The sequence below is a fragment of the Rathayibacter tanaceti genome, assembly GCF_001634385.1.
GTDB classification, from domain to species: domain Bacteria; phylum Actinomycetota; class Actinomycetes; order Actinomycetales; family Microbacteriaceae; genus Rathayibacter; species Rathayibacter tanaceti.
The window spans coordinates 1-19,287 of sequence record NZ_LIIN01000058.1 but is presented as its reverse complement, the minus strand read 5'-3'; the positions used below and the strand labels follow the sequence as shown (position 1 = coordinate 19,287).

The following is a 19,287-nucleotide window of genomic DNA, read 5'->3' as shown; positions in this document are numbered from 1 at the left end:
CCCGCCCGCCCCTAGAAATCGGAGAACACACCACATGACAACGACGTCAGCGACGTCGACGCGCGGTGGAGCGCGCGTCCACGTCCAGCGCTTCGGCACCTTCCTCTCGGGGATGGTCATGCCGAACATCGCAGCCTTCATCGCCTGGGGCTTCATCACAGCCCTGTTCATCGAGACCGGATGGCTCCCGCTGCTCGGTGTCGATGCCACCTGGGTCCAGCAGTTCGGCGGCTGGAGCTCGGACCCCGACGTGGTGAACACCGGGCTCGTTGGCCCGATGATCACCTACCTCCTGCCCCTGCTGATCGCGAACACCGGCGGGCGCATGATCTACGGCGCCCGAGGCGGCGTCGTCGGCACCATCGCGACCATGGGTGTCATCGTCGGCGCGGGCATCCCGATGTTCATCGGCGCCATGATCATGGGCCCGCTCTCGGCGTGGCTGATGAAGAAGGTCGACTCGATCTGGGACGGCAAGATCAAGCCCGGCTTCGAGATGCTGGTCAACAACTTCTCCGCGGGCATCCTCGGCCTGATCCTGGCGCTCCTCGCCTTCGCCGGAGTCGCGCCGCTCGTGGTCGCGTTCTCGGGTGCGCTCGGCGCCGGAGTCGAGTGGCTGGTGAACGCGGGACTGCTCCCGCTGACCAGCATCTTCATCGAGCCGGCCAAGATCCTCTTCCTCAACAACGCCATCAACCACGGCATCCTCACCCCGCTCGGTCTCCAGCAGGCCGACGAGACCGGCAAGTCGTTCCTCTTCCTCCTCGAGGCAAACCCCGGCCCGGGCCTCGGCGTCCTGCTCGCGTTCTCGATCTTCGGAGTCGGCGCCGCGCGCGCCTCCGCTCCCGGCGCTGCGATCATCCACTTCATCGGCGGGATCCACGAGATCTACTTCCCCTACGTGCTGATGAAGCCGGCCCTGCTCGCGGCCGTCATCCTCGGTGGCATGACCGGAGTCGCCACGAACGTCGCCTTCAACTCCGGCCTGCGGGGCCCGGCCTCGCCCGGCTCGATCATCGCGGTGCTCTTGCAGACCGCGAACGACAGCTTCGTCGGTGTGATCCTCTCGGTGATCCTCGCGACAGCGGTCTCGTTCGCCGTCGCGTCGGTGATCATCCGGGCCGGCCGCAAGCGCGACCTCGCCGCTACCGAGGAGGGCGACGACAAGCTCGCCGCAGCCGTCGCCGCGAACGAGGCCAACAAGGGCAAGGAGAGCGCGGTCGGCTCGCTGATCAACGCCCGCGGAGCGAACGCCCCGCAGGACTCCGCAGGCGCCTCGACCGCGGGGGCCACGGCCACCGCCACGCAGGTACGGAACATCGTCTTCGCCTGCGACGCGGGCATGGGATCGTCCGCGATGGGCGCCTCCGTGCTGCGGAACAAGATGAAGAAGGCTGGCTTCGAGGACGTCACGGTCACCAACAGGGCGATCGCCGCCCTCGAGGACGACGTGGACCTGGTGATCACCCAGGCGGAGCTCACTGAGCGCGCCCGCCAGCGCACCCCGGGTGCCATCCACGTCTCCGTCGACAACTTCATGAACAGCCCGAAGTACGACGAAGTCGTCTCGCTGGTCGCGGAGCAGCACGGCAAGTAGTACGCCAACCATTCGGAGGGAACCCGTAGGGTGCGACAGGGCGGACACGCTCTCTCGTCCCCGCGGGTTCCCTCGCTGTCAGCACCTCCACGGAAGGACGCACCCATGAGCGACGTGCTCACCATCGGACAGATCGACGCCTCCGGCACCGCCACCACGAAGGAGGCCGCCATCAAGGAGGCCGCCGACATGCTGGTCGGAGTCGGCGCGGTCACCCCCGCCTACTACGAGGCCATGCTCGCCCGCGAGGCGACCGTCTCGACCTACATGGGCAATCTGCTCGCCATTCCGCACGGCACGAACGACGCGAAGGACGAGATCCGCTCCTCCGCCCTCTCGTTCGTGCGCTACGCGCAGCCGATCGACTGGGACGGCAACGAGGTGCGCTTCGTCGTCGGCATCGCCGGGGTCGACAACGAGCACCTCGAGATCCTCTCGAAGATCGCCATCATCTTCTCGGAGGAGGACGAGGTGCAGAAGCTCCTCGACGCTCCCGACGCGCAGGCGCTCTACAGCGTGCTGGGCGAGGTCAACTCCTGATGCCCACCGCCGTCCACTTCGGCGCCGGCAACATCGGCCGCGGCTTCGTCGGCCTGATCCTGCACGGCGCCGGATACGAGCTCGTCTTCGCCGACGTGAACTCTGAGCTGATCGGCCGGCTCGCCGCCGCCGACAGCTACGAGGTGCACGAGGTGGGGGAGGACTCCGCGACCCACGTCTCGACCGCTTCCGCGCCATCGACTCCGCCGCCGAGGAGGAGGCGCTCGTCCGCGAGATCGCCGCCGCCGACATCGTCACGACCGCGGTCGGTCCGAACATCCTCCGCTTCGTCGCTCCGGTGATCGCGAGAGGCCTCGCGGCTCGCGACGAATCGGCGCCGCGTCTCGCGGTGATGGCCTGCGAGAACGCGATCAACGCGACCCGCCTCCTGCAGACCGAGGTGGCGGCCGCCCTCGGCAGTGACGAGTGGGAGCGTCTGCGCACCCGCGCCGTCTTCGCCGACACCGCGGTCGACCGTATCGTGCCGAACCAGGAGACGGGGCAGGGTCTCGACGTCACGGTCGAGAGCTTCTTCGAGTGGGTCATCGACCGCACTCCCTTCGAGGGTGCCGAACCGGAGCTCCCCGGCGCGACGTACGTCGACGACCTCGAGCCCTTCATCGAGCGCAAGCTGTTCACGGTGAACACCGGGCACGCGACGGCGGCCTACGTCGGGTTCGCCGCGGGCGCGCACAAGCTCTCGGACGCCCTCGCGCTGCCGGACGTGCACGATGCGGTGAAGGCGGCCCTCGAGGACACCAAGGCGCTCCTCGTCGCCAAGCACGGATTCACCGATGCGGAGCAGCAGGCCTACCTCGAGAAGACGCTCGCGCGCTTCGCCAACCCGTACCTGACGGACACCGTCGACCGGGTGGGCCGTCAGCCGCTGCGCAAGCTCTCGCGGCACGAGCGCTTCGTCGGACCGGCCGCCGAACTCGCCGAGCGCGGGCGCACGCCGGACGGACTGCTGGCGGCGATCGCTGCCGCGCTGCGCTTCGACGTGCCGGAGGATCCGCAGAGCGTCGAGCTCAGGCAGAAACTGGCGTCGCTCACGCCGGAGGAGTTCGTCGCCGAGGTGACGGGCCTCACCGCTGAGCACCCGCTGTTCCCGCAGGTCGTGGCGGTCGTCAGGGGTTGACCCGACCGCGATGAAGGCAGGAGGTCCTCGGCCGCGGCGGAGGGCCTCCTGCCTTCACCGGCTGCGGTCCACCGTGCTGCGCAGGCTAGAAGAGCCGCCAGCGCGTGAGGGGCCAGGCCACCGCGAAGACGCGCCCGGTGACCCGCTCGAGCGGGACCGTCTTCACGCAGGCGTCGATCGGACCGGGGGCGCCGCGGCAGTCGCCGAGCGAGTCGTTCGAATTCGAGCGGTGGTCTCCGAGTACGAAGACCGAGTCCTCCGGCACCGTGTACTCGTCGAAGCAGCGCAGGGACGCGGGGCTCGTCGTGCAGTCGAGCGTCCCCGGGGCGAACGGGAAGTCCTCGAAGACGTAGGACTCGTCGAGCGGTTGCCCGTCGACGAGTACGTGGCCCTCGGCGTCGCAGCAGGAGACGGTGTGGCCGCCCTCGGCGATCAGGCGTTTCACGAGGAACTCCTCGTGTGAGGGGCCGATGCTGGTCACATCGCCGAAGGTCTTCACCGCCTCCGCGAGAGGGCTGCCCGGCTCGTCGGTGGCGCCCCACTCCGCGTCGCGGGTGAAGACGACGATCTGCCCCTCCTCGGGACCGCCCTGCAGCGAGAGCGTGCGGTCGACCAGGATCCGGTCGCCGAAGAAACCGCCGCCCTGCAGGGTGTTCTCCATCGATCCCGTGGGCACCGTGTACACCTTCACGAAGAAGGTCTGCACCAGGGCCAGGACCACGACCGCCACCAGCACCGACACCAGCGGGTGCGAGTACCAGCGCCGCTTCTCGGTGGACGACCTCGTCGTGCGCGCCATCCGCTCTCCCTCCGCTCGACGGGGCAAGCCTAGGCGGAGCCGTGCGCGGCGCCGGACGCGCGGCGCGGAAGTCCGCAGCCCAGGCGGAAGGCGGGGACCCCGGCAACGACACGCCCGAGGTGGCGGAGCGCGTCGGATTCGCGTAGCATCGACCCTTGGTGTTTTGCGCGTGCTCCGGCATGCCCACGAACCCCGATCCGGGCTCTCGCCCGGTGGTGGATCGTCGCGGAAACATTCGCACGACCAGTACACACACTACTTCCGAACGACAGTGAGGCTATGGCCAAAAAAGACGGTGTCATCGAAATCGAAGGTGCGGTTGTCGAGGCGCTCCCCAACGCGATGTTCCGCGTGGAGCTGACCAACGGACACAAGGTTCTCGCCCACATCTCGGGCAAGATGCGGCAGCACTACATCCGGATCCTCCCCGAGGACCGGGTGATCGTGGAGCTGAGCCCCTACGACCTGACCCGCGGCCGGATCGTCTACCGCTACAAGTAGGCGTTCGCTCCGCTGACGTTCGCGACGTGCGTGTCCTGTAAGGAACGGCCCCGGCATCCGCCGGGAGCACGACGCCAGCGAAATCAAGGACAAGAACAATGAAGGTCAACCCCAGCGTCAAGCGCATCTGCGACCACTGCAAGATCATCCGCCGCCACGGCAACGTGATGGTCATCTGCAGCAGCAACCCCCGTCACAAGCAGCGCCAGGGCTAGTCCCGCTGCTTCCGCGAGGGAGCGCAGGGGCGGCACGCCCGCCCCGACCGAACATCAGAACACACCCGCAGCACCAGAAATCGCGCAGCACCCCGGCTCGGCCTGGGTGGACGGCGAGGACACCTTCGGTCGGAGGCCGAGGCACCGGTGCTGCTTCACACCTCCACTCACTCACAGGAGAAGCCACAATGGCACGTCTGGCAGGAGTAGACATCCCGCGCGAGAAGCGCGTGGAGGTCGCACTGACCTACATCTACGGTGTGGGCCGCACGCGCGCGCTCAAGACACTGAGCGACACCGGGATCGACGGTGACATCCGCGTCAAGGATCTCAGCGACGAGCAGCTCGTCTCGCTCCGCGACTACATCGAGGGCAACTACAAGGTGGAGGGAGACCTCCGCCGCGAGGTCGCCGCCGACATCCGTCGCAAGGTCGAGATCGGCTCGTACGAGGGCCTCCGTCACCGTCGCGGCCTCCCGGTCCGTGGACAGCGCACCAAGACGAACGCGCGCACCCGCAAGGGCCCCAAGCGCACCGTCGCCGGCAAGAAGAAGGCCGGCCGCAAGTAACGCGGGCGACACGGACCTAGAGGAGATACACAAGTGGCTACCCCCAAGTCGGCTGCGCGCAAGCCGCGCCGCAAGGAGAAGAAGAACATCGCTGTGGGCCAGGCCCACATCAAGTCGACGTTCAACAACACCATCGTTTCGATCACCGACCCCTCGGGGGCCGTCATCAGCTGGGCCTCGTCCGGTGGAGTCGGCTTCAAGGGCTCGCGCAAGTCGACGCCGTTCGCCGCCCAGCTCGCCGCCGAGTCGGCCGCGCGCCAGGCCCAGGAGCACGGCATGAAGAAGGTCGACGTCTTCGTGAAGGGCCCGGGCTCGGGTCGCGAGACCGCGATCCGCTCGCTCCAGGCCGCCGGCCTCGAGGTCGGTTCGATCAACGACGTCACCCCGCAGGCGCACAACGGCTGCCGCCCCCCCAAGCGTCGCCGCGTCTGAGCAGCACTCGCAGCCGTCGGCCGACCGCACGAACCGCTTCCGCGCGGGGAGTGGGGCCGGCCGGCGGATCGCGCATTTCTTTCACAACTCCACACCTCGCAAACGCACGTGTCATATAGCGGACACGTGATCGAAAGGAATCATCAGTGCTTATCGCACAGCGTCCGACGCTCACCGAGGAGAACATCTCGGAGTTCCGTTCCCGCTTCGTCATCGAGCCTCTCGAGCCCGGCTTCGGCTACACGCTCGGCAATTCGCTGCGTCGCACCCTGCTGTCCTCCATCCCCGGCGCCGCTGTCACCAGCATCCGGATCGACGGGGTCCTGCACGAGTTCACGACCGTCCCGGGCGTCCGCGAGGACGTCACCGAGATCATCCTGAACATCAAGGGACTCGTTGTCTCCTCCGAGCATGACGAGCCGATCACCGCCTATCTGCGCAAGCAGGGCGCCGGCCAGGTCACCGCCGCAGACATCTCGGCGCCGGCCGGTGTCGAGATCCACAACCCCGAGCTCGTCATCGCCACGCTGAACGACAAGGCGAAGTTCGAGCTCGAGCTGACCATCGAGCGCGGACGCGGTTACGTCTCGGCGACTCAGAACCGCAGCGAGTTCTCCGAGGCCGGCCAGATCCCGGTCGACTCGATCTACTCGCCCGTGCTGAAGGTCACGTACCGCGTCGAGGCCACCCGTGCCGGCGAGCGCACCGACTTCGACCGCCTGGTCGTCGACGTGGAGACGAAGCCGGCGATCTCGCCGCGCGACGCGATCGCTTCCGCGGGTCGCACGCTGACCGAGCTCTTCGGCCTCGCCCGCGAGCTGAACAACGCGGCCGAGGGCATCGAGATCGGCCCCGCGCCGGTCGACGCGGTCCTCTCGACCGAGCTGTCCATGCCCATCGAGGACCTCGACCTGTCGGTGCGCAGCTACAACTGCCTCAAGCGCGAGGGCATCAACAACGTCAACGAGCTCGTCGCCCTCTCAGAGACGCAGCTCATGAACATCCGCAACTTCGGTCAGAAGTCGGTGGATGAGGTCAAGGAGAAGCTGACGGAGCTGGGCCTGTCGCTCAAGGACTCGGTTCCCGGGTTCGACGGCGCCCACTTCTACAGCTACGACGACGAGAGCATCTAGGTCTCTCGCCCCGGAGCCCACGGCTCCTCGCGTCCGACCTGCTGACACCCCTTTTAGTACTGGAGTAAACCCATGCCCAAGCCCACGAAGGGCCCCCGCCTCGGAGGCGGTCCCGCACACGAGCGTCTGCTGCTCGCGAACCTGGCCGCGGCCCTGTTCACGCACAAGAGCATCAAGACCACCGAGACCAAGGCCAAGCGCCTGCGCCCGCTCGCCGAGCGTCTGGTCACGTTCGCCAAGCGCGGCGACCTGCACGCCCGCCGTCGCGTCCTCGCGACGATCGGCGACAAGTCGGTCGTCCACGAGCTCTTCACCGAGATCGCTCCGCTCGTCGCCGAGCGCGAGGGCGGCTACACCCGCATCACCAAGATCGGCCCCCGCAAGGGTGACAATGCGCCCATGGCCGTCATCGAGCTCGTCCTCGAGCCCGTGACTCCGAAGGCGAAGACGTCGCGCACGACCACTGCACCGGTGTCCGCGCCGGTGGAGGACGCTCCTGCCGAGGAGGCGCCCGTCGACGAGACCCCCGTCGAGGAGACGTCCGCCGGGGACGCTTCCGCCGAGGACACCGTCGCTGCGGCAGAGGATGCCGACGAGACCAAGTAGTAGTCCCTCCTCTCGAGAGCCCTCCGCCCCTCAAGGGTCGGAGGGCTCTCGTCGTACCGCCCGCCGTCGCCCGGCCCCGCACTCGTTCTAGAATCGTCGGATGCTCCACCGCGTCCGCCTCGATCTGGCCTACGACGGCTCGCACTTCTCCGGCTGGGCCAAGCAGCCGGGCCTGCGCACGGTGCAGGGGGTCCTCGAGGAGTCGATCGCCCTGGTCCTGCGGTCGCAGGAGCACCCGACCGTCACCGTCGCGGGGCGCACGGACGTCGGCGTCCACGCGAGCGCGCAGGTCGCCCACGTCGACCTCACCGACGAGCAGTGGGCCCGCCTCAGCGGTGGCGGCCGCCGTGCGGGGGAGGAGCCGCTGCCGCCCGCGGCGATCCTCGAGCGCCGCCTGCGCGGGATCCTCGGCCAGTACACGGACGTGTCGGTCCATGGCGTCTCCGAGGCACCGGAGGGATTCGACGCGCGCTTCTCTGCACGCTGGCGCCGCTACGAGTACCGGCTGGCAGACGCCTCCTCGATGCGGCACCCGCTCGAGCGCGCGTCCACGACCTGGATCACCGATTCGCTCGACCTCCAGGCCATGTCGAGAGCGGCGCGCTCCCTCCTCGGTCTGCACGACTACGCCTCGTTCTGCCGGGCGCGCGAGGGCGCGACGACCATCCGGAGCCTCCTCGACTTCACCTGGGAGCGCGACGCGGACGGAGTGCTCCACGCCCACCTGCGCGCCGACGCCTTCTGCCACAGCATGGTGCGCGCTCTGGTGGGCGCGTGCGTCGCTGTGGGCGCAGGCAAGCTCGACGCGGCCGAGCTCCCGGTACTGCGCGACGCGACGCGCCGGACCAATGCGTTCGCGGTGATGCCGGCGCGCGGGCTGATTCTGCGAGAGGTCGACTACCCTGACGGTGCCTCGCTCGCCGAGCGTGCCGTCCTCACCCGCGCCAAGCGCACCGTGAGGACGGAGGGGCCGGAGAGGGAAGGCGCAGCATGATCCGCATCGTTCGAGCAGGAGTCGGAGCGGCCGTCCTGGCTCTCGTGCTCACGGGCTGCGCCTCGGGCACCATCGAGGTGCCGCCGGACGCCCAGGTCTCGATCCCGACGCCGTCCGTGGGGGATCGCTCGACGGCCGGCACGACCGGCGATGCGGACGCGACCGGCACCGAGCCGGCGCCCGCCGAGCCCCCCGCGCCCGCAGGAGCCGCCACCACGACCACGGGCGCGACCCTCGACTGCGCGAGCCTGCTCCCCCTCGACACGATCACGTCGGTGCTCGCACTGCCCGCCGGATTCGCCACCGCATCGGAGGCGAGCGACGGCTGCGCCTGGACCATCGCGGGGAACACCAGCGCGCTGACGGTCCAGTCCTCGACGGGCGGGGACGCCACCTCCTTCGCCGCGCTGCGCGACGCCGGACCCGCGCAGCCCAGCGAGGTCGGCGACAACGCGTTCTTCCGCGCAGGCGACCCCGCGGTCGACCCCGCCGCCACCCTGGTGGTGCTCGACGGCAGCCGCCTGGTGACCCTGCGCTCGTTCGTCGGCGACCAGCCGGCGCTCGAGTCGCTCGCGACCTCGGTGCTGAGCGCGATCGGCTGAGTGCACCAGGTCGGTTCCGCGGACGGCCGGTGGTGTCCGAGCGGTTGGGAACACCGGTGCAGTGCTGTAGTGTCGACCCTTGGTGTTTTCGGCCGTGTGCCGAGCACCCGAAGTTGAGCCCTCCACCGGATCGGTTCGGCCCCCTCGCGGGTCGAACGGCCACGGAGCGGGATTCACGAACACCTCACTCCGACCAGAAAGCAGCACTCACGTGACTCGCACTTTTTCTCCGAAGCCGGCTGATGTCCAGCACGACTGGATCGTCATCGACGCGTCCGACGTCGTGCTCGGCCGCCTCGCCACCCACGCCGCCGCACTCCTGCGCGGCAAGCACAAGGCCACGTTCGCCCCGCACATGGACATGGGCGACTTCGTCATCATCGTCAACGCCGAGAAGGTCGCCCTGACCGGTCAGAAGCTCCTCCAGAAGAAGGCCTACCGCCACTCCGGCTACCCGGGCGGCCTCTCGGCCACCACGTACGCCGAACTCCTCGAGAAGAACCCGGTCCGCGCCGTCGAGAAGGCCATCCGCGGCATGCTCCCCAAGAACTCCCTCGGCCGTGCGCAGCTGCGCAAGCTGAAGGTCTACACGGGCTCCGAGCACCCCCACGCGGCGCAGCAGCCCCAGGCGTACGCCTTCAACCAGGTCGCCCAGTAGGCTCCGGCCCTCCCCGACACCTCAGACTTCGAAGACAAAGGATCACCTACACCGTGGCGAAGATCGCAGACCAGATCGACGTGGCTCCCGAGAGCTACTCCACCGAAAGCCCGGCCACCGAGGCGTCCACGACGCCCCGCGCCGTCCTCAACGTCTCCGGCGCAGCCGTGGGCCGTCGCAAGCAGGCCATCGCCCGCGTGCGCCTGGTCCCGGGCTCCGGCAGCCTGACCGTGAACGCCCGCGAATTCGCGGAGTACTTCCCCAACAAGCTGCACCAGCAGCTGATCACCGACCCGTTCAAGGTCCTCGACCTCATCGGCTCGTACGACGTCGTGGCGAAGATCACGGGCGGCGGCCCCTCCGGCCAGGCCGGCGCGCTGCGGCTCGCCATCGCCCGTGCGCTCAACGAGATCGACCGCGAGAACAACCGCGCCGTCCTCAAGAAGGCGGGCTTCCTGACCCGTGACGCCCGCGTGATCGAGCGCAAGAAGGCCGGTCTCAAGAAGGCCCGCAAGGCGTCCCAGTTCTCGAAGCGCTAGTCGGCGCGGCCTGACGGCCGTACGACCAGCAGCTCGAGAAGGGACTGCGCACCATGCCGCGCCTGTTCGGAACAGACGGCGTCCGTGGCCTCGCCAATCGCGAGGTCACGGCCGACCTGGCTCTCGGCCTCGCTCAGGCGGCCGCCCGTGTACTCGGTGCGGCCGCCCGCGCGGAGGGCCGGCGCCCCGTCGCTGTCCTCGCTCGCGACCCTCGCATCTCCGGTCAGTTCATCGGAGCGGCGGTGGCCGCCGGGCTCGCGAGCGCGGGCGTCGATGTGCTCGACGCCGGCGTCATCCCGACGCCCGCGACCGCCTACCTGATCGCCGATGAGAACGCCGACTTCGGCGTGATGATCTCGGCGTCGCACAACCCCGCCGCCGACAACGGCATCAAGTTCTTCGCCGCGGGCGGCCGCAAGCTGCCCGATGAGCTCGAGAACCGCATCGAGGCGGCGTTGGGAGTGCCCGCGCTCACCCCGACGGGAGCCGACGTCGGTCGGATCCGCCGCTTCTCCGATGCCGAGGACCGGTACGTCCTCCACCTGCTCGGCTCCCTCGAGGGGGTCCGGCTGGATGGTCTGCACGTCGTCATCGACTGCGCGCACGGCGCCGCCGCCGGCATCTCGCCCCAGGTCTTCACCGACGCAGGAGCCATCGTCACCGTGATCGGCAACGACCCGGACGGCCTCAACATCAACGACGGAGTCGGCTCCACCCACCTCGAGAACGTCGCGTCCGCCGTCCGCGCGGCCGGTGCCGATCTCGGTATCGCCCACGACGGCGACGCCGACCGCTGCCTCGCCGTCGACGCGGAGGGCCGCACGGTCGACGGCGACCAGATCATGGCGATCCTCGCCACCTCGATGGCGCGCCGCCGCGTCCTGCTCGATGACGTCCTCGTCGCGACCGTGATGAGCAACCTCGGCCTCAAGCTCGCGATGGCCGACGCTGGGATCCGCGTGATCGAGACGTCGGTCGGCGACCGCTATGTGCTCGAGGCGATGAACGACGGCGGCTATTCGCTCGGCGGTGAGCAGTCGGGGCACGTCATCATGAGTCGCTACGCCACCACCGGTGACGGCGTGCTCACCGGACTCCAGCTGGCGGCCGAGATGGCGCGCACCGGCCGAAGCATCGCTGAGCTCGCCGCGGTGATGGCCGTGTTCCCGCAGACGCTCGTCAACGTGCGCGGCGTCGACCGCGAGGGCGTGCACGACGACGCGGTGATCGCCTCCGCCATCGCGGACGCCGAGACCGAGCTGGGCAGCGACGGCCGAGTCCTCCTGCGGCCCTCCGGCACGGAGCCGATGGTGCGGGTCATGGTCGAGGCGAAGACGCAGGAGACGGCGGACCGTCTCGCGGGGGCGCTCGCGGACGTCGTGCTCGAGCGGCTCCGCTCCGCTCCGTAGCCGGGCGGGCGCCTCCGCCGAGAACCTCGGCTCGTCGGATCGCGTCCGGGCCGGAGGGTCCGGGCGCGGCAGGCGTGCCGAACGGGCTTCCGGGAGCCGCAGGGTATCCGCTGCGCCCGAGGTCGTCGTGGGCGGGTGCGTCAGATCTTGCGCAGCAGCACCGACGAGACCGCGTGATCGGCCTGCTTGCGCAGGACGAGGCTCGCGCGAGAGCGCGTCGGACGAACGTTCTGCACGAGGTTCGGCTCGTTGATGGCTGACCAGATGCTCCGGGCGCGCTCGCGGGCCTCGTCGGGAGTGAGCGCCGCGTAGCGGTGGAAGTACGAGTTCGGGTTCGTGAAGGCGCCCTGCTGGAGGGTGAGGAAGCGCTCCTCGTACCAGCGGGCGATGTCGCTCGTGCGCGCGTCGACGTAGACGGTGAAGTCGAACAGGTCGCTCACGGCGAGCCCGTGCCCGGGAACGGGCGGCTGCAGCACGTTCAGTCCCTCGACGATCAGCACATCGGGTCGCCGCACCACGATCTCGGCGTCGGGGACGATGTCGTACGACAGGTGGGAGTAGAACGGGGCGCGCACCTCGGCGGCGCCCCCCTTCACCTCCGAGACGAAGCGGAGGAGCGCGCGCCGGTCGTACGACTCCGGGAACCCCTTGCGGCTCATCAGCCCACGGCGTTCGAGCTCGCGGTTGGGCAGGAGGAAGCCGTCGGTCGTCACGAGTTCGACGCGCGGAGTGTCGTCCCAGCGGGCGAGCAGCTCCCGGAGCAGACGGGCGATGGTCGATTTGCCGACGGCGACGGAGCCGGCGACGCCGATCACGAAGGGAGTGGGTCGAGCGCGCTCGCCGAGGAACGTGCTCGTCGCGCGGTGCAGCTGGCGCGCACCTCCCGCATAGAGCGTGATCAGGCGCGAAAGGGGGACGTAGACCTCCGCAACCTCGGTGAGGTTCAGCCGGTCGCCGAGCCCCCGCAGCTGCACCACCTCGGTCTCGGTGAGCGGCAGGTCCGTGCTGCGGGCCAGCTCGGCCCAGTCGGAGCGGACGATCTCGACGAACGGCGAGGGATGCGCCTCGCGCGCGTGATCGCGAGGAGACGACGGCATGAGCACCGATCCTAGCGTTCGCGCCGCCGCGCGCCGGACGCCTCGGGAGCGTCCTTCTGGCCGCTTAGAATCGAGCGCATGTGTGGAATCGTTGGATACGTCGGCGCGCGCGACAGCCTGGCCGTGCTGCTCGGAGGCCTGAAGCGCCTGGAGTACCGGGGGTACGACTCGGCCGGCGTCGCCGTGATCGACTCCGACGGACGGATCGACAGCCGCAAGCGCTCCGGCAAGCTCAGCGTCCTGGTCGACGATCTCGAGGCGAGCCCGCTGTCCGAGGGGACCACCGGCATCGGTCACACCCGCTGGGCGACGCACGGCGGCCCGACCGATCGCAACGCCCACCCGCACCTCGCCGACGGCGGGAGGCTCGCCGTCATCCACAACGGCATCATCGAGAACTTCCAGCCGCTCAAGGAGGAGCTGCTCGCCGAGGGCGCCGTCTTCGAGAGCGAGACCGACACCGAGGTCGCCGCCCACCTGATCGCCCGCGAGTACCGCCGGACCGGCGATCTCGTGCTGGCGTTCCAGGCCGTCGTGGCGCACCTCGAGGGCGCGTTCACGCTGCTCGCCCTGCACCAGGACCAGCCCGGCGTCGTGGTCGGCGCGCGCCGCAACTCCCCGCTCGTGATCGGCCTGGGCGACGGCGAGAACTTCCTCGGCTCGGACGTCGCGGCGTTCGTCGAGTTCACCCGCCGCGCGGTCGCCATCGGGCAGGACCAGATCGTGACGATCACTCCCGAGCTCGTCACCGTGACCGACTTCTTCGGCAATGCGGTCGAGACGGAGCCGTTCGAGATCGCGTGGGACGCCTCCGCCTCGGAGAAGGGCGGCTGGTCGAGCTTCATGGCGAAAGAGATCACCGAGGGGCCGGAGGCGGTCGCGAACACGCTCCGCGGCCGCATCCACGAGGGCGCGATCACCCTGCCCGAGCTCGCGGCGCTCGACCCGGTCCTCACCGGCATCGATCGCATCACCGTCATCGCGTGCGGCACCGCCGCCTACTCGGGCATGGTCGCCAAGTACGCGATCGAGAAGTGGGCGCGCGTGCCCGTCGAGGTCGAGCTGAGCCACGAGTTCCGCTACCGCGATCCCGTGCTCAGCCCGCGGACGCTCGTGATCTCGATCAGCCAGTCCGGCGAGACGATGGACACGCTGATGGCGGTCAAGTATGCCCGCGAGTACGGTGCCAAGACGCTCTCGGTCTGCAACACCCAGGGGGCGACGATCCCGCGCGAGTCCGACGCCGTCCTCTACACGCATGCGGGCCCGGAAGTGGCGGTCGCCTCGACCAAGGCCTTCGTCGCCCAGATCGCGGCCCTCTACCTCTTCGGGCTGCACCTGGCGGCCGTGCGCGGAGCCGCCTCCGTCGAGCTGGTGGCCGCGCAGGCCGCGCAGCTGGCCGCGATCCCCGAGAAGCTGTCCCGCGTGCTGGATGCCTCCGACGACATCGCGCAGCTCGCAGGCTGGATGGCCGACACCCGCGCGGTGCTGTTCCTGGGCCGCCACGTGGGCTACCCGGTCGCGCTCGAGGGCGCGCTGAAGCTCAAGGAGCTCGCCTACATCCATGCCGAGGGCTTCGCGGCCGGCGAGCTCAAGCACGGGCCGATCGCGCTGATCGAGCCTGGTCAGGTCGTCTTCGTGATCGTGCCGAGTCCGAGCGAGTCGTACGAGCTGCAGCGCAAAGTGATCTCGAACATCCAGGAGATCAAGGCCCGCGGCGCCCGCGTCATCGCGATCGCGGAGCAGGGCGACACCGCGGCGATCCAGATCGCTGACGAGGTGGTGCCGATCCCGCTCGCCGACCCGCTGTTCGAGCCGCTGCTCGCTGTGACTCCACTGCAGATGTTCGCGATGGAGCTCGCCTCGGCCAAGGGCCTCGATGTCGACCAGCCGCGCAACCTGGCCAAGTCGGTCACCGTCGAGTGACCACGTCGTGATCGTCGGGATCGGGGTGGACGTGGTGGATCTCGCGCGCTTCGAGCGTTCGCTGCTGCGCACACCGCGGCTCCGCGAGCGCTTGTTCGCTGAGAGCGAACGCGAGCTGCCGGTCGCCTCCCTGGCGGGCCGTTTCGCGGCGAAGGAGGCGCTGATCAAGGCACTCGGCGACTCCGCTGGCGCCGGATGGCACGACATGGTGGTCGAGCGCGATCAGCACGGTAACCCCTCCTTCGCTCTGCACGGCGCCGCCCGTGTAACCGCCGAGGAGCGCGGGATCAGCACGGTGCACCTCTCGATGACGCACGACGCCGGAGTGGCCTGCGCGTTCGTGGTGGCGGAGTCGTGAGGGCACCGCTGTCGTACCGCGAGGCGCTGATCGACGTCGAGGCGATCGCGGCGAACGTCGCGCGTCTGCGCGAGCTGACCGGAGCCCGCCGGCTGATGGCGGTCGTCAAGGCCAACGGCTACGGACACGGCGCCCTCGCGGCCGCCCAGGCGGCTCTCGCCGGCGGCGCGGATGCGCTCGGAACGGCGGAGCTGCGCGAGGCGGTCGCCCTGCGCGAGGCCGGTATCGTCGCTCCGCTGCTCTGCTGGCTGCACGACCCGGGTGAGGACTTCGACGCGGCGCTCGAGCACGCGATCGACGTGGCCGTCTCGTCCGTGGAACAGCTCGACGCGCTCGCGCAGGCCGCCGAGGATCGCGGCGTCCGCGCCGCCGTGCAGCTGAAGGTCGACACCGGCCTCAGCCGCAACGGCGCTCCGGAGGAGGAGTGGCCGCGGCTCGCCCTGGCGCTCGCCCATCACGCCGCGCGCGGCTCCCTGCACCTCACCGGTCTGTTCTCGCACCTCTCCAACGCATCCCCCGCCGACGACCACGAGCAGCTGAGCGTGCTGCGCCGCGCTGACGCGCTGCTGCGCGAGAACGGTCTCCACGCGCCCGTCGTGCACCTGGCCGCGACCGCGGCCGCAGTGCGACTCCCGGAGACGAGACTCGACATGGTGCGCACCGGCATCGGCGTCTACGGCCTCTCGCCTTTCGACGACGAGACCTCGCTCGAGCTGGGGCTCGTTCCGGCGATGACGCTCCAGGGCAGGATCGCGGGCGTCCGCCGCGTCGAGCCGGGCACGGGCGCAGCTACGACTACACCTGGCGGGCCGAGGGGGTGACGACGCTCGCGCTCGTGCCCTTCGGCTACGCCGACGGGATCCCGCGCAGCGCCTCCGGGGTCGCCGAGGTCGCGATCGGCGGGCGGCGCCACCGGATCGCCGGGCGCGTCGCCATGGACCAGTTCGTCGTCGAGGTGGGCGATGCTCCCGTCGCGGTCGGCGACCCGGTCGTCCTGTGGGGCGACCCGACCACCGGGGCCCCCTCGGTCGACGAGTGGGCGCGCTGGTGCGGGACGATCAACTACGAACTGGTGACCCGGCTCGGGCCGCGTGTGCAGCGGAGGGTGCTCTCTGAGGCGGACGGCCGTGCCTGAGCGGTCGTGGTTCGCCGAGCGCGCGGTCGAGGTCGCTGATCCAGAAGCGATGGCCGAGCTCGGCCGGTCGCTCGGACGTGTCCTCCGCGCCGGCGACCTGCTCGTGCTCACCGGCCCGCTCGGCGCAGGCAAGACCACTTTCACCCGCGGCCTGGGCGAGGGCCTCGACGTCCGCGGCCCGGTGACGAGTCCGACGTTCGTGATCGCGCGCACGCATCCGCCGCTGCACGACGGCCCGCCGCTCGTGCACGTCGACGCCTACCGCGTCGGGTCACCCGTCGAACTCGACGACCTCGACCTCGATCTCGAGCACTCGGTCGTCGTGGTCGAGTGGGGAGCGGGAATGCTCGACGGAGTCGCCGACGCCTGGCTCGACATCGTCATCGATCGCCCCACCGCGGGCGCCGACGCCGAGGAGGAGGAACCGGTGGAGCCGCGCACCGTCCGCTTCTGCGGCACCGACTGGAGCTGAGCCCGCGGGTACCCTGGACGGGTGCTCCTCGCGATCGACACCTCCTCCGGAACCTCCGTCGCCGTCGTCGACGACGCGGGCGAAGTGCGCTCCGAGCGCACCGAGACCGACACGATGCGTCACGCCGAGGTCGTCGGGCGGCTGATCCAGGAGGCGCTCGAGGCGGCCGGAGCAGTGCCGGCCGGCATCGAGGCGGTCGCGGTCGGTATGGGCCCCGGCCCCTTCACGGGTCTGCGTGTCGGCATCGCAGCCGCCCGCGCGTTCGCCATCGGCCGCGACATCCCTACCCTCCCTGTCATCTCGCACGACGCCCTCGCGCTGGAGGCCCTGCGCCATGGCCGGCCCCCCGGATTCCTCGTCGTCACCGACGCCCGTCGCCGCGAGCTCTACTGGAGCGCGTACGCGGGGCTCGACGAGCGTGGCCTCCCGGTCCGCGTCGCCGGCCCAGGCCTCGACAAGCCCCCGGCCCTGCCGCATCCCGAGCTGTCCCGCCTCGAGAACGCCTCGGTGTCGGCGGCCGCGCTCGGAACAGTCGCGGCACGGCTACGTGCCGCCGGACTCGCGGGCGCTGTGGACGAGCCGCTCTACCTCCGCTCGCCCGATGTCACTCTCTCGGCCGGGCCGAAGCGGGTGACCGCGTGACCGGCGAGCTTCTGCGCGAGGCCCTTCCCGGGGACCTCGACGCGATCATGGCGATCGAGGAGTCGGAGTTCGCCGGAGACGCCTGGTCGCGCGGGATGATGGCCGAGGAGATCCGCAGTCGCCACACGCGCTACCTGGTGGCCGAGCAGGAGGGTGCGGTGGTCGGCTACGCCGGGCTGCTCTGCCCGGTGGGGGCTCACGAGGGCGACGTGCAGACGATCGCTGTCGTCTCCTCCTCCCGCGGCGCCGGCCTGGGCCGCTGTCTCCTCCAGGCCCTGCTCAGGGCGGCACGCGAGCGCGGGGCGCGCGAGGTGTTCCTCGAGGTGCGCGCCGACAACCCCGTGGCGCAGGCGCTCTACCGGTCGGAGGGCTTCGACGAGATCGGGGTCCGCCCCGCCTACTACCAGCCCGACGGGGTGGACGCCCTCGTGATGCGTCTGCCCCTCCCTCCGACCCAGGAGGCGTCATGACCGCCGGCCCCCTCGTCCTCGGGATCGAGACCAGCTGCGACGAGACGGGGATCGGCATCGTGCGCGGGACGACCCTCCTCTCGAACACCATCGCCTCCTCGATGGAGGAGCACGCGCGCTACGGCGGTGTCGTGCCCGAGGTGGCCGCCCGCGCGCACCTCGAGGCGCTCGAGCCCGCCCTGCACGCGGCGCTCGCCGATGCCGGAGTCGCGCTGACCGATCTCGACGCTGTCGCGGTCACGAGCGGACCGGGCCTCTCGGGCGCTCTGATGGTGGGTGTCGGCGCGGCGAAGGCGCTCGCGGTCTCGCTCGGCCTGCCGCTCTACGCCGTGAACCACCTCGTCGGCCACGTCGGAGCCGACGTCCTGCGCGCCGACGGCAGCGAGGGCAGCCCGGTCGACGTCCCGACCATCGCGCTGCTGGTCTCCGGCGGGCACACCTCGCTCCTGCACGTGCGCGACCTGGTCTCGGATGTGGAGCTGCTCGGCGAGACGATCGACGACGCGGCGGGCGAGGCCTTCGACAAGGTGGCGCGCGTGCTCGGGCTGCCCTATCCGGGCGGGCCGCAGATCGACAGGGTCGCCGCTGACGGCGATCCTCGGGCGATCCGCTTCCCGCGGGGGCTGACCCTGCCCAAGGACCAGGAGCGCCACCGCTACGACTTCTCGTTCTCGGGGCTCAAGACCGCGGTCGCCCGCTGGGTCGAGAAGCGGCAGGATGCGGGGGAGGAGGTGCCCGTCGCCGACGTCGCCGCGAGCTTCCGCGAGGCGGTCGCCGACGTGCTCCTCACCAAGGCGCTCGCGGCCTGTCGGGATCGTGACGTGCCGCGTCTCCTGCTCGGTGGCGGCGTGGTGGCGAACGCGCGCGTACGAGCGCTCGCCGAAGAGCGGTGCGCGGCGGCCGGGGTGACGCTGCGGATCCCTGCGCTCTCGCTCTGCACCGACAACGGCGCGATGATCGCCGCGCTGGCGGCTCAGCTCATCGAGGCCGGGCACCCGCCGTCGGGCCTCGACTTCGGTGCCGACTCCACGCTGCCGGTGACCGAGATCCAGGTGCGGTGAGGGCCGAGCGCTCGAGCCTGGATGACGCAAGCGGCGTCCAGCCTTTTGACAGGCGGAGCGGTGCGCTGCCACTCTGGGCGCATCCGCTCGTTCCTGATCAAGGGGGATCCCATGACCACTCCGTACACGCCCACCTCCGACCGCTACAACGTTCTGGCGATCATCGGTTTCATCGCCGCGTTCGTCGTCAACATCGTCGGGATCGTCCTCGGCTTCATCGCCCTCTCGCAGATCAAGCGGACGGGGGAGAAGGGCCGCGGCCTCGCGCTCGCCGCCGTCATCATCGGTTTCGCCTCGATCGTCCTCGGCATCATCGCCTCGATCATCGTCTTCGCGTTCGCCGCGAGCGCTCCCACGACCGGGTACTGATCGCCCGGCCTCCCGGCAGGGGCCG

24 protein-coding genes and 1 pseudogene are annotated in these 19,287 nt (G+C 70.2%); 23 read left to right on the top strand and 2 right to left on the bottom strand.

The features are described 5' to 3' along the window. Positions 1 to 34: 34 nt before the first annotated feature. From ACH61_RS08730 to ACH61_RS08720, 3 genes and pseudogenes are all read left to right on the top strand, one after another. A complete protein-coding gene (locus ACH61_RS08730; protein ID WP_068211172.1) occupies positions 35 to 1,597 on the top strand; it encodes a PTS mannitol transporter subunit IICB in 1,563 nt (520 codons plus the stop codon). Between the two features lie 105 nt (positions 1,598 to 1,702). Next, entirely contained in the window at positions 1,703 to 2,137 is a 435-nt protein-coding gene (locus ACH61_RS18340; protein ID WP_068211169.1) for a PTS sugar transporter subunit IIA, read from the top strand. Further along, positions 2,137 to 3,275 (top strand): annotated as a pseudogene (locus tag ACH61_RS08720) (mannitol-1-phosphate 5-dehydrogenase). Before ACH61_RS18340 ends, ACH61_RS08720 begins: the two are co-directional and overlap by 1 nt. Before the next feature lie 85 nt (positions 3,276 to 3,360). On the opposite strand, the gene lepB reads toward ACH61_RS08720, so the two are convergent. Further along, positions 3,361 to 4,074, bottom strand: a complete 714-nt coding sequence (gene lepB, locus ACH61_RS08715) for a signal peptidase I (RefSeq protein ID WP_068211166.1) — start codon at positions 4,072 to 4,074, stop codon at positions 3,361 to 3,363. 279 nt (positions 4,075 to 4,353) lie between these two features. Here lepB and infA point away from each other — a divergent pair, with 279 nt between their 5' ends. The 11 genes from infA to glmM all read left to right on the top strand — a co-directional run bounded on the left by infA (position 4,354) and on the right by glmM (position 11,732). Further along, positions 4,354 to 4,575, top strand: a complete 222-nt coding sequence (infA, locus tag ACH61_RS08710) for a translation initiation factor IF-1 (RefSeq protein WP_022883252.1) — start codon at positions 4,354 to 4,356, stop codon at positions 4,573 to 4,575. A 98-nt stretch (positions 4,576 to 4,673) separates the two neighbouring features. Then, complete coding sequence (gene rpmJ, locus ACH61_RS08705; protein ID WP_055787164.1) at positions 4,674 to 4,790, top strand: 50S ribosomal protein L36; 117 nt, start codon at positions 4,674 to 4,676, stop codon at positions 4,788 to 4,790. 188 nt (positions 4,791 to 4,978) lie between these two features. Next, entirely contained in the window at positions 4,979 to 5,359 is a 381-nt protein-coding gene (gene rpsM, locus ACH61_RS08700) for a 30S ribosomal protein S13 (protein ID WP_068211163.1), read from the top strand. Between the two features lie 33 nt (positions 5,360 to 5,392). Continuing rightward, complete coding sequence (rpsK, locus tag ACH61_RS08695) at positions 5,393 to 5,791, top strand: 30S ribosomal protein S11 (RefSeq protein WP_055787170.1); 399 nt, start codon at positions 5,393 to 5,395, stop codon at positions 5,789 to 5,791. Between the two features lie 146 nt (positions 5,792 to 5,937). Beyond that, positions 5,938 to 6,924 (top strand): DNA-directed RNA polymerase subunit alpha, encoded by a 987-nt coding sequence (locus ACH61_RS08690; protein WP_068211160.1) that lies wholly within the window; start codon positions 5,938 to 5,940, stop codon positions 6,922 to 6,924. A 72-nt stretch (positions 6,925 to 6,996) separates the two neighbouring features. Beyond that, a complete protein-coding gene (gene rplQ, locus ACH61_RS08685; protein ID WP_068211157.1) occupies positions 6,997 to 7,530 on the top strand; it encodes a 50S ribosomal protein L17 in 534 nt (177 codons plus the stop codon). A 100-nt stretch (positions 7,531 to 7,630) separates the two neighbouring features. Continuing rightward, positions 7,631 to 8,524 carry a tRNA pseudouridine synthase A gene (locus ACH61_RS08680; RefSeq protein ID WP_068211154.1) on the top strand — a complete coding sequence of 298 codons (894 nt, stop codon included), beginning with the start codon at positions 7,631 to 7,633 and terminating at the stop codon, positions 8,522 to 8,524. Further along, a complete protein-coding gene (locus ACH61_RS08675; RefSeq protein WP_068211151.1) occupies positions 8,521 to 9,126 on the top strand; it encodes a hypothetical protein in 606 nt (201 codons plus the stop codon). The genes ACH61_RS08680 and ACH61_RS08675 overlap by 4 nt, the downstream gene beginning before the upstream one ends. Positions 9,127 to 9,337: 211 nt before the next feature. Then, entirely contained in the window at positions 9,338 to 9,784 is a 447-nt protein-coding gene (gene rplM, locus ACH61_RS08670; RefSeq protein WP_068211148.1) for a 50S ribosomal protein L13, read from the top strand. 53 nt (positions 9,785 to 9,837) lie between these two features. Then, positions 9,838 to 10,323: a 30S ribosomal protein S9 gene (rpsI, locus tag ACH61_RS08665; protein WP_068211145.1), complete on the top strand. Its 486-nt coding sequence runs from the start codon at positions 9,838 to 9,840 to the stop codon at positions 10,321 to 10,323. A gap of 53 nt (positions 10,324 to 10,376) precedes the next feature. Next, a complete protein-coding gene (gene glmM / locus ACH61_RS08660) occupies positions 10,377 to 11,732 on the top strand; it encodes a phosphoglucosamine mutase (protein WP_068211135.1) in 1,356 nt (451 codons plus the stop codon). Positions 11,733 to 11,872: 140 nt separating this feature from the next. On the opposite strand, the gene coaA is transcribed toward glmM, so the two are convergent. Beyond that, complete coding sequence (coaA, locus tag ACH61_RS08655; RefSeq protein WP_068211132.1) at positions 11,873 to 12,829, bottom strand: type I pantothenate kinase; 957 nt, start codon at positions 12,827 to 12,829, stop codon at positions 11,873 to 11,875. 78 nt (positions 12,830 to 12,907) lie between these two features. On the opposite strand from coaA, the gene glmS reads away from it, so the two are divergent. The 9 genes from glmS to ACH61_RS08615 all read left to right on the top strand — a co-directional run bounded on the left by glmS (position 12,908) and on the right by ACH61_RS08615 (position 19,262). Beyond that, entirely contained in the window at positions 12,908 to 14,755 is a 1,848-nt protein-coding gene (gene glmS / locus ACH61_RS08650; protein WP_068211129.1) for a glutamine--fructose-6-phosphate transaminase (isomerizing), read from the top strand. A 7-nt stretch (positions 14,756 to 14,762) separates the two neighbouring features. After that, positions 14,763 to 15,113, top strand: coding sequence for a holo-ACP synthase (locus ACH61_RS08645; RefSeq protein ID WP_068211126.1), 351 nt, complete (start codon positions 14,763 to 14,765; stop codon positions 15,111 to 15,113). Next, the gene (gene alr, locus ACH61_RS08640; RefSeq protein WP_330220147.1) at positions 15,110 to 15,934 is read left to right on the top strand and encodes an alanine racemase; all 825 of its coding nucleotides are present in this window, start codon (positions 15,110 to 15,112) and stop codon (positions 15,932 to 15,934) included. Before ACH61_RS08645 ends, alr begins: the two co-directional genes overlap by 4 nt. Next, the gene (locus ACH61_RS19030; RefSeq protein ID WP_330220146.1) at positions 15,931 to 16,248 is read left to right on the top strand and encodes an alanine racemase; all 318 of its coding nucleotides are present in this window, start codon (positions 15,931 to 15,933) and stop codon (positions 16,246 to 16,248) included. Before alr ends, ACH61_RS19030 begins: the two co-directional genes overlap by 4 nt. A gap of 49 nt (positions 16,249 to 16,297) precedes the next feature. After that, a complete protein-coding gene (gene tsaE, locus ACH61_RS08635; RefSeq protein ID WP_068211178.1) occupies positions 16,298 to 16,720 on the top strand; it encodes a tRNA (adenosine(37)-N6)-threonylcarbamoyltransferase complex ATPase subunit type 1 TsaE in 423 nt (140 codons plus the stop codon). Positions 16,721 to 16,741: 21 nt separating this feature from the next. Continuing rightward, positions 16,742 to 17,362 (top strand): tRNA (adenosine(37)-N6)-threonylcarbamoyltransferase complex dimerization subunit type 1 TsaB, encoded by a 621-nt coding sequence (gene tsaB / locus ACH61_RS08630; RefSeq protein WP_068211123.1) that lies wholly within the window; start codon positions 16,742 to 16,744, stop codon positions 17,360 to 17,362. Then, positions 17,359 to 17,832, top strand: a complete 474-nt coding sequence (gene rimI / locus ACH61_RS08625; RefSeq protein WP_068211121.1) for a ribosomal protein S18-alanine N-acetyltransferase — start codon at positions 17,359 to 17,361, stop codon at positions 17,830 to 17,832. Before tsaB ends, rimI begins: the two co-directional genes overlap by 4 nt. Beyond that, positions 17,829 to 18,893, top strand: coding sequence for a tRNA (adenosine(37)-N6)-threonylcarbamoyltransferase complex transferase subunit TsaD (gene tsaD / locus ACH61_RS08620; RefSeq protein WP_068211118.1), 1,065 nt, complete (start codon positions 17,829 to 17,831; stop codon positions 18,891 to 18,893). The genes rimI and tsaD overlap by 4 nt, the downstream gene beginning before the upstream one ends. A gap of 111 nt (positions 18,894 to 19,004) precedes the next feature. After that, positions 19,005 to 19,262, top strand: a complete 258-nt coding sequence (locus ACH61_RS08615) for a DUF4190 domain-containing protein (RefSeq protein ID WP_068211175.1) — start codon at positions 19,005 to 19,007, stop codon at positions 19,260 to 19,262. Positions 19,263 to 19,287: the final 25 nt, after the last annotated feature.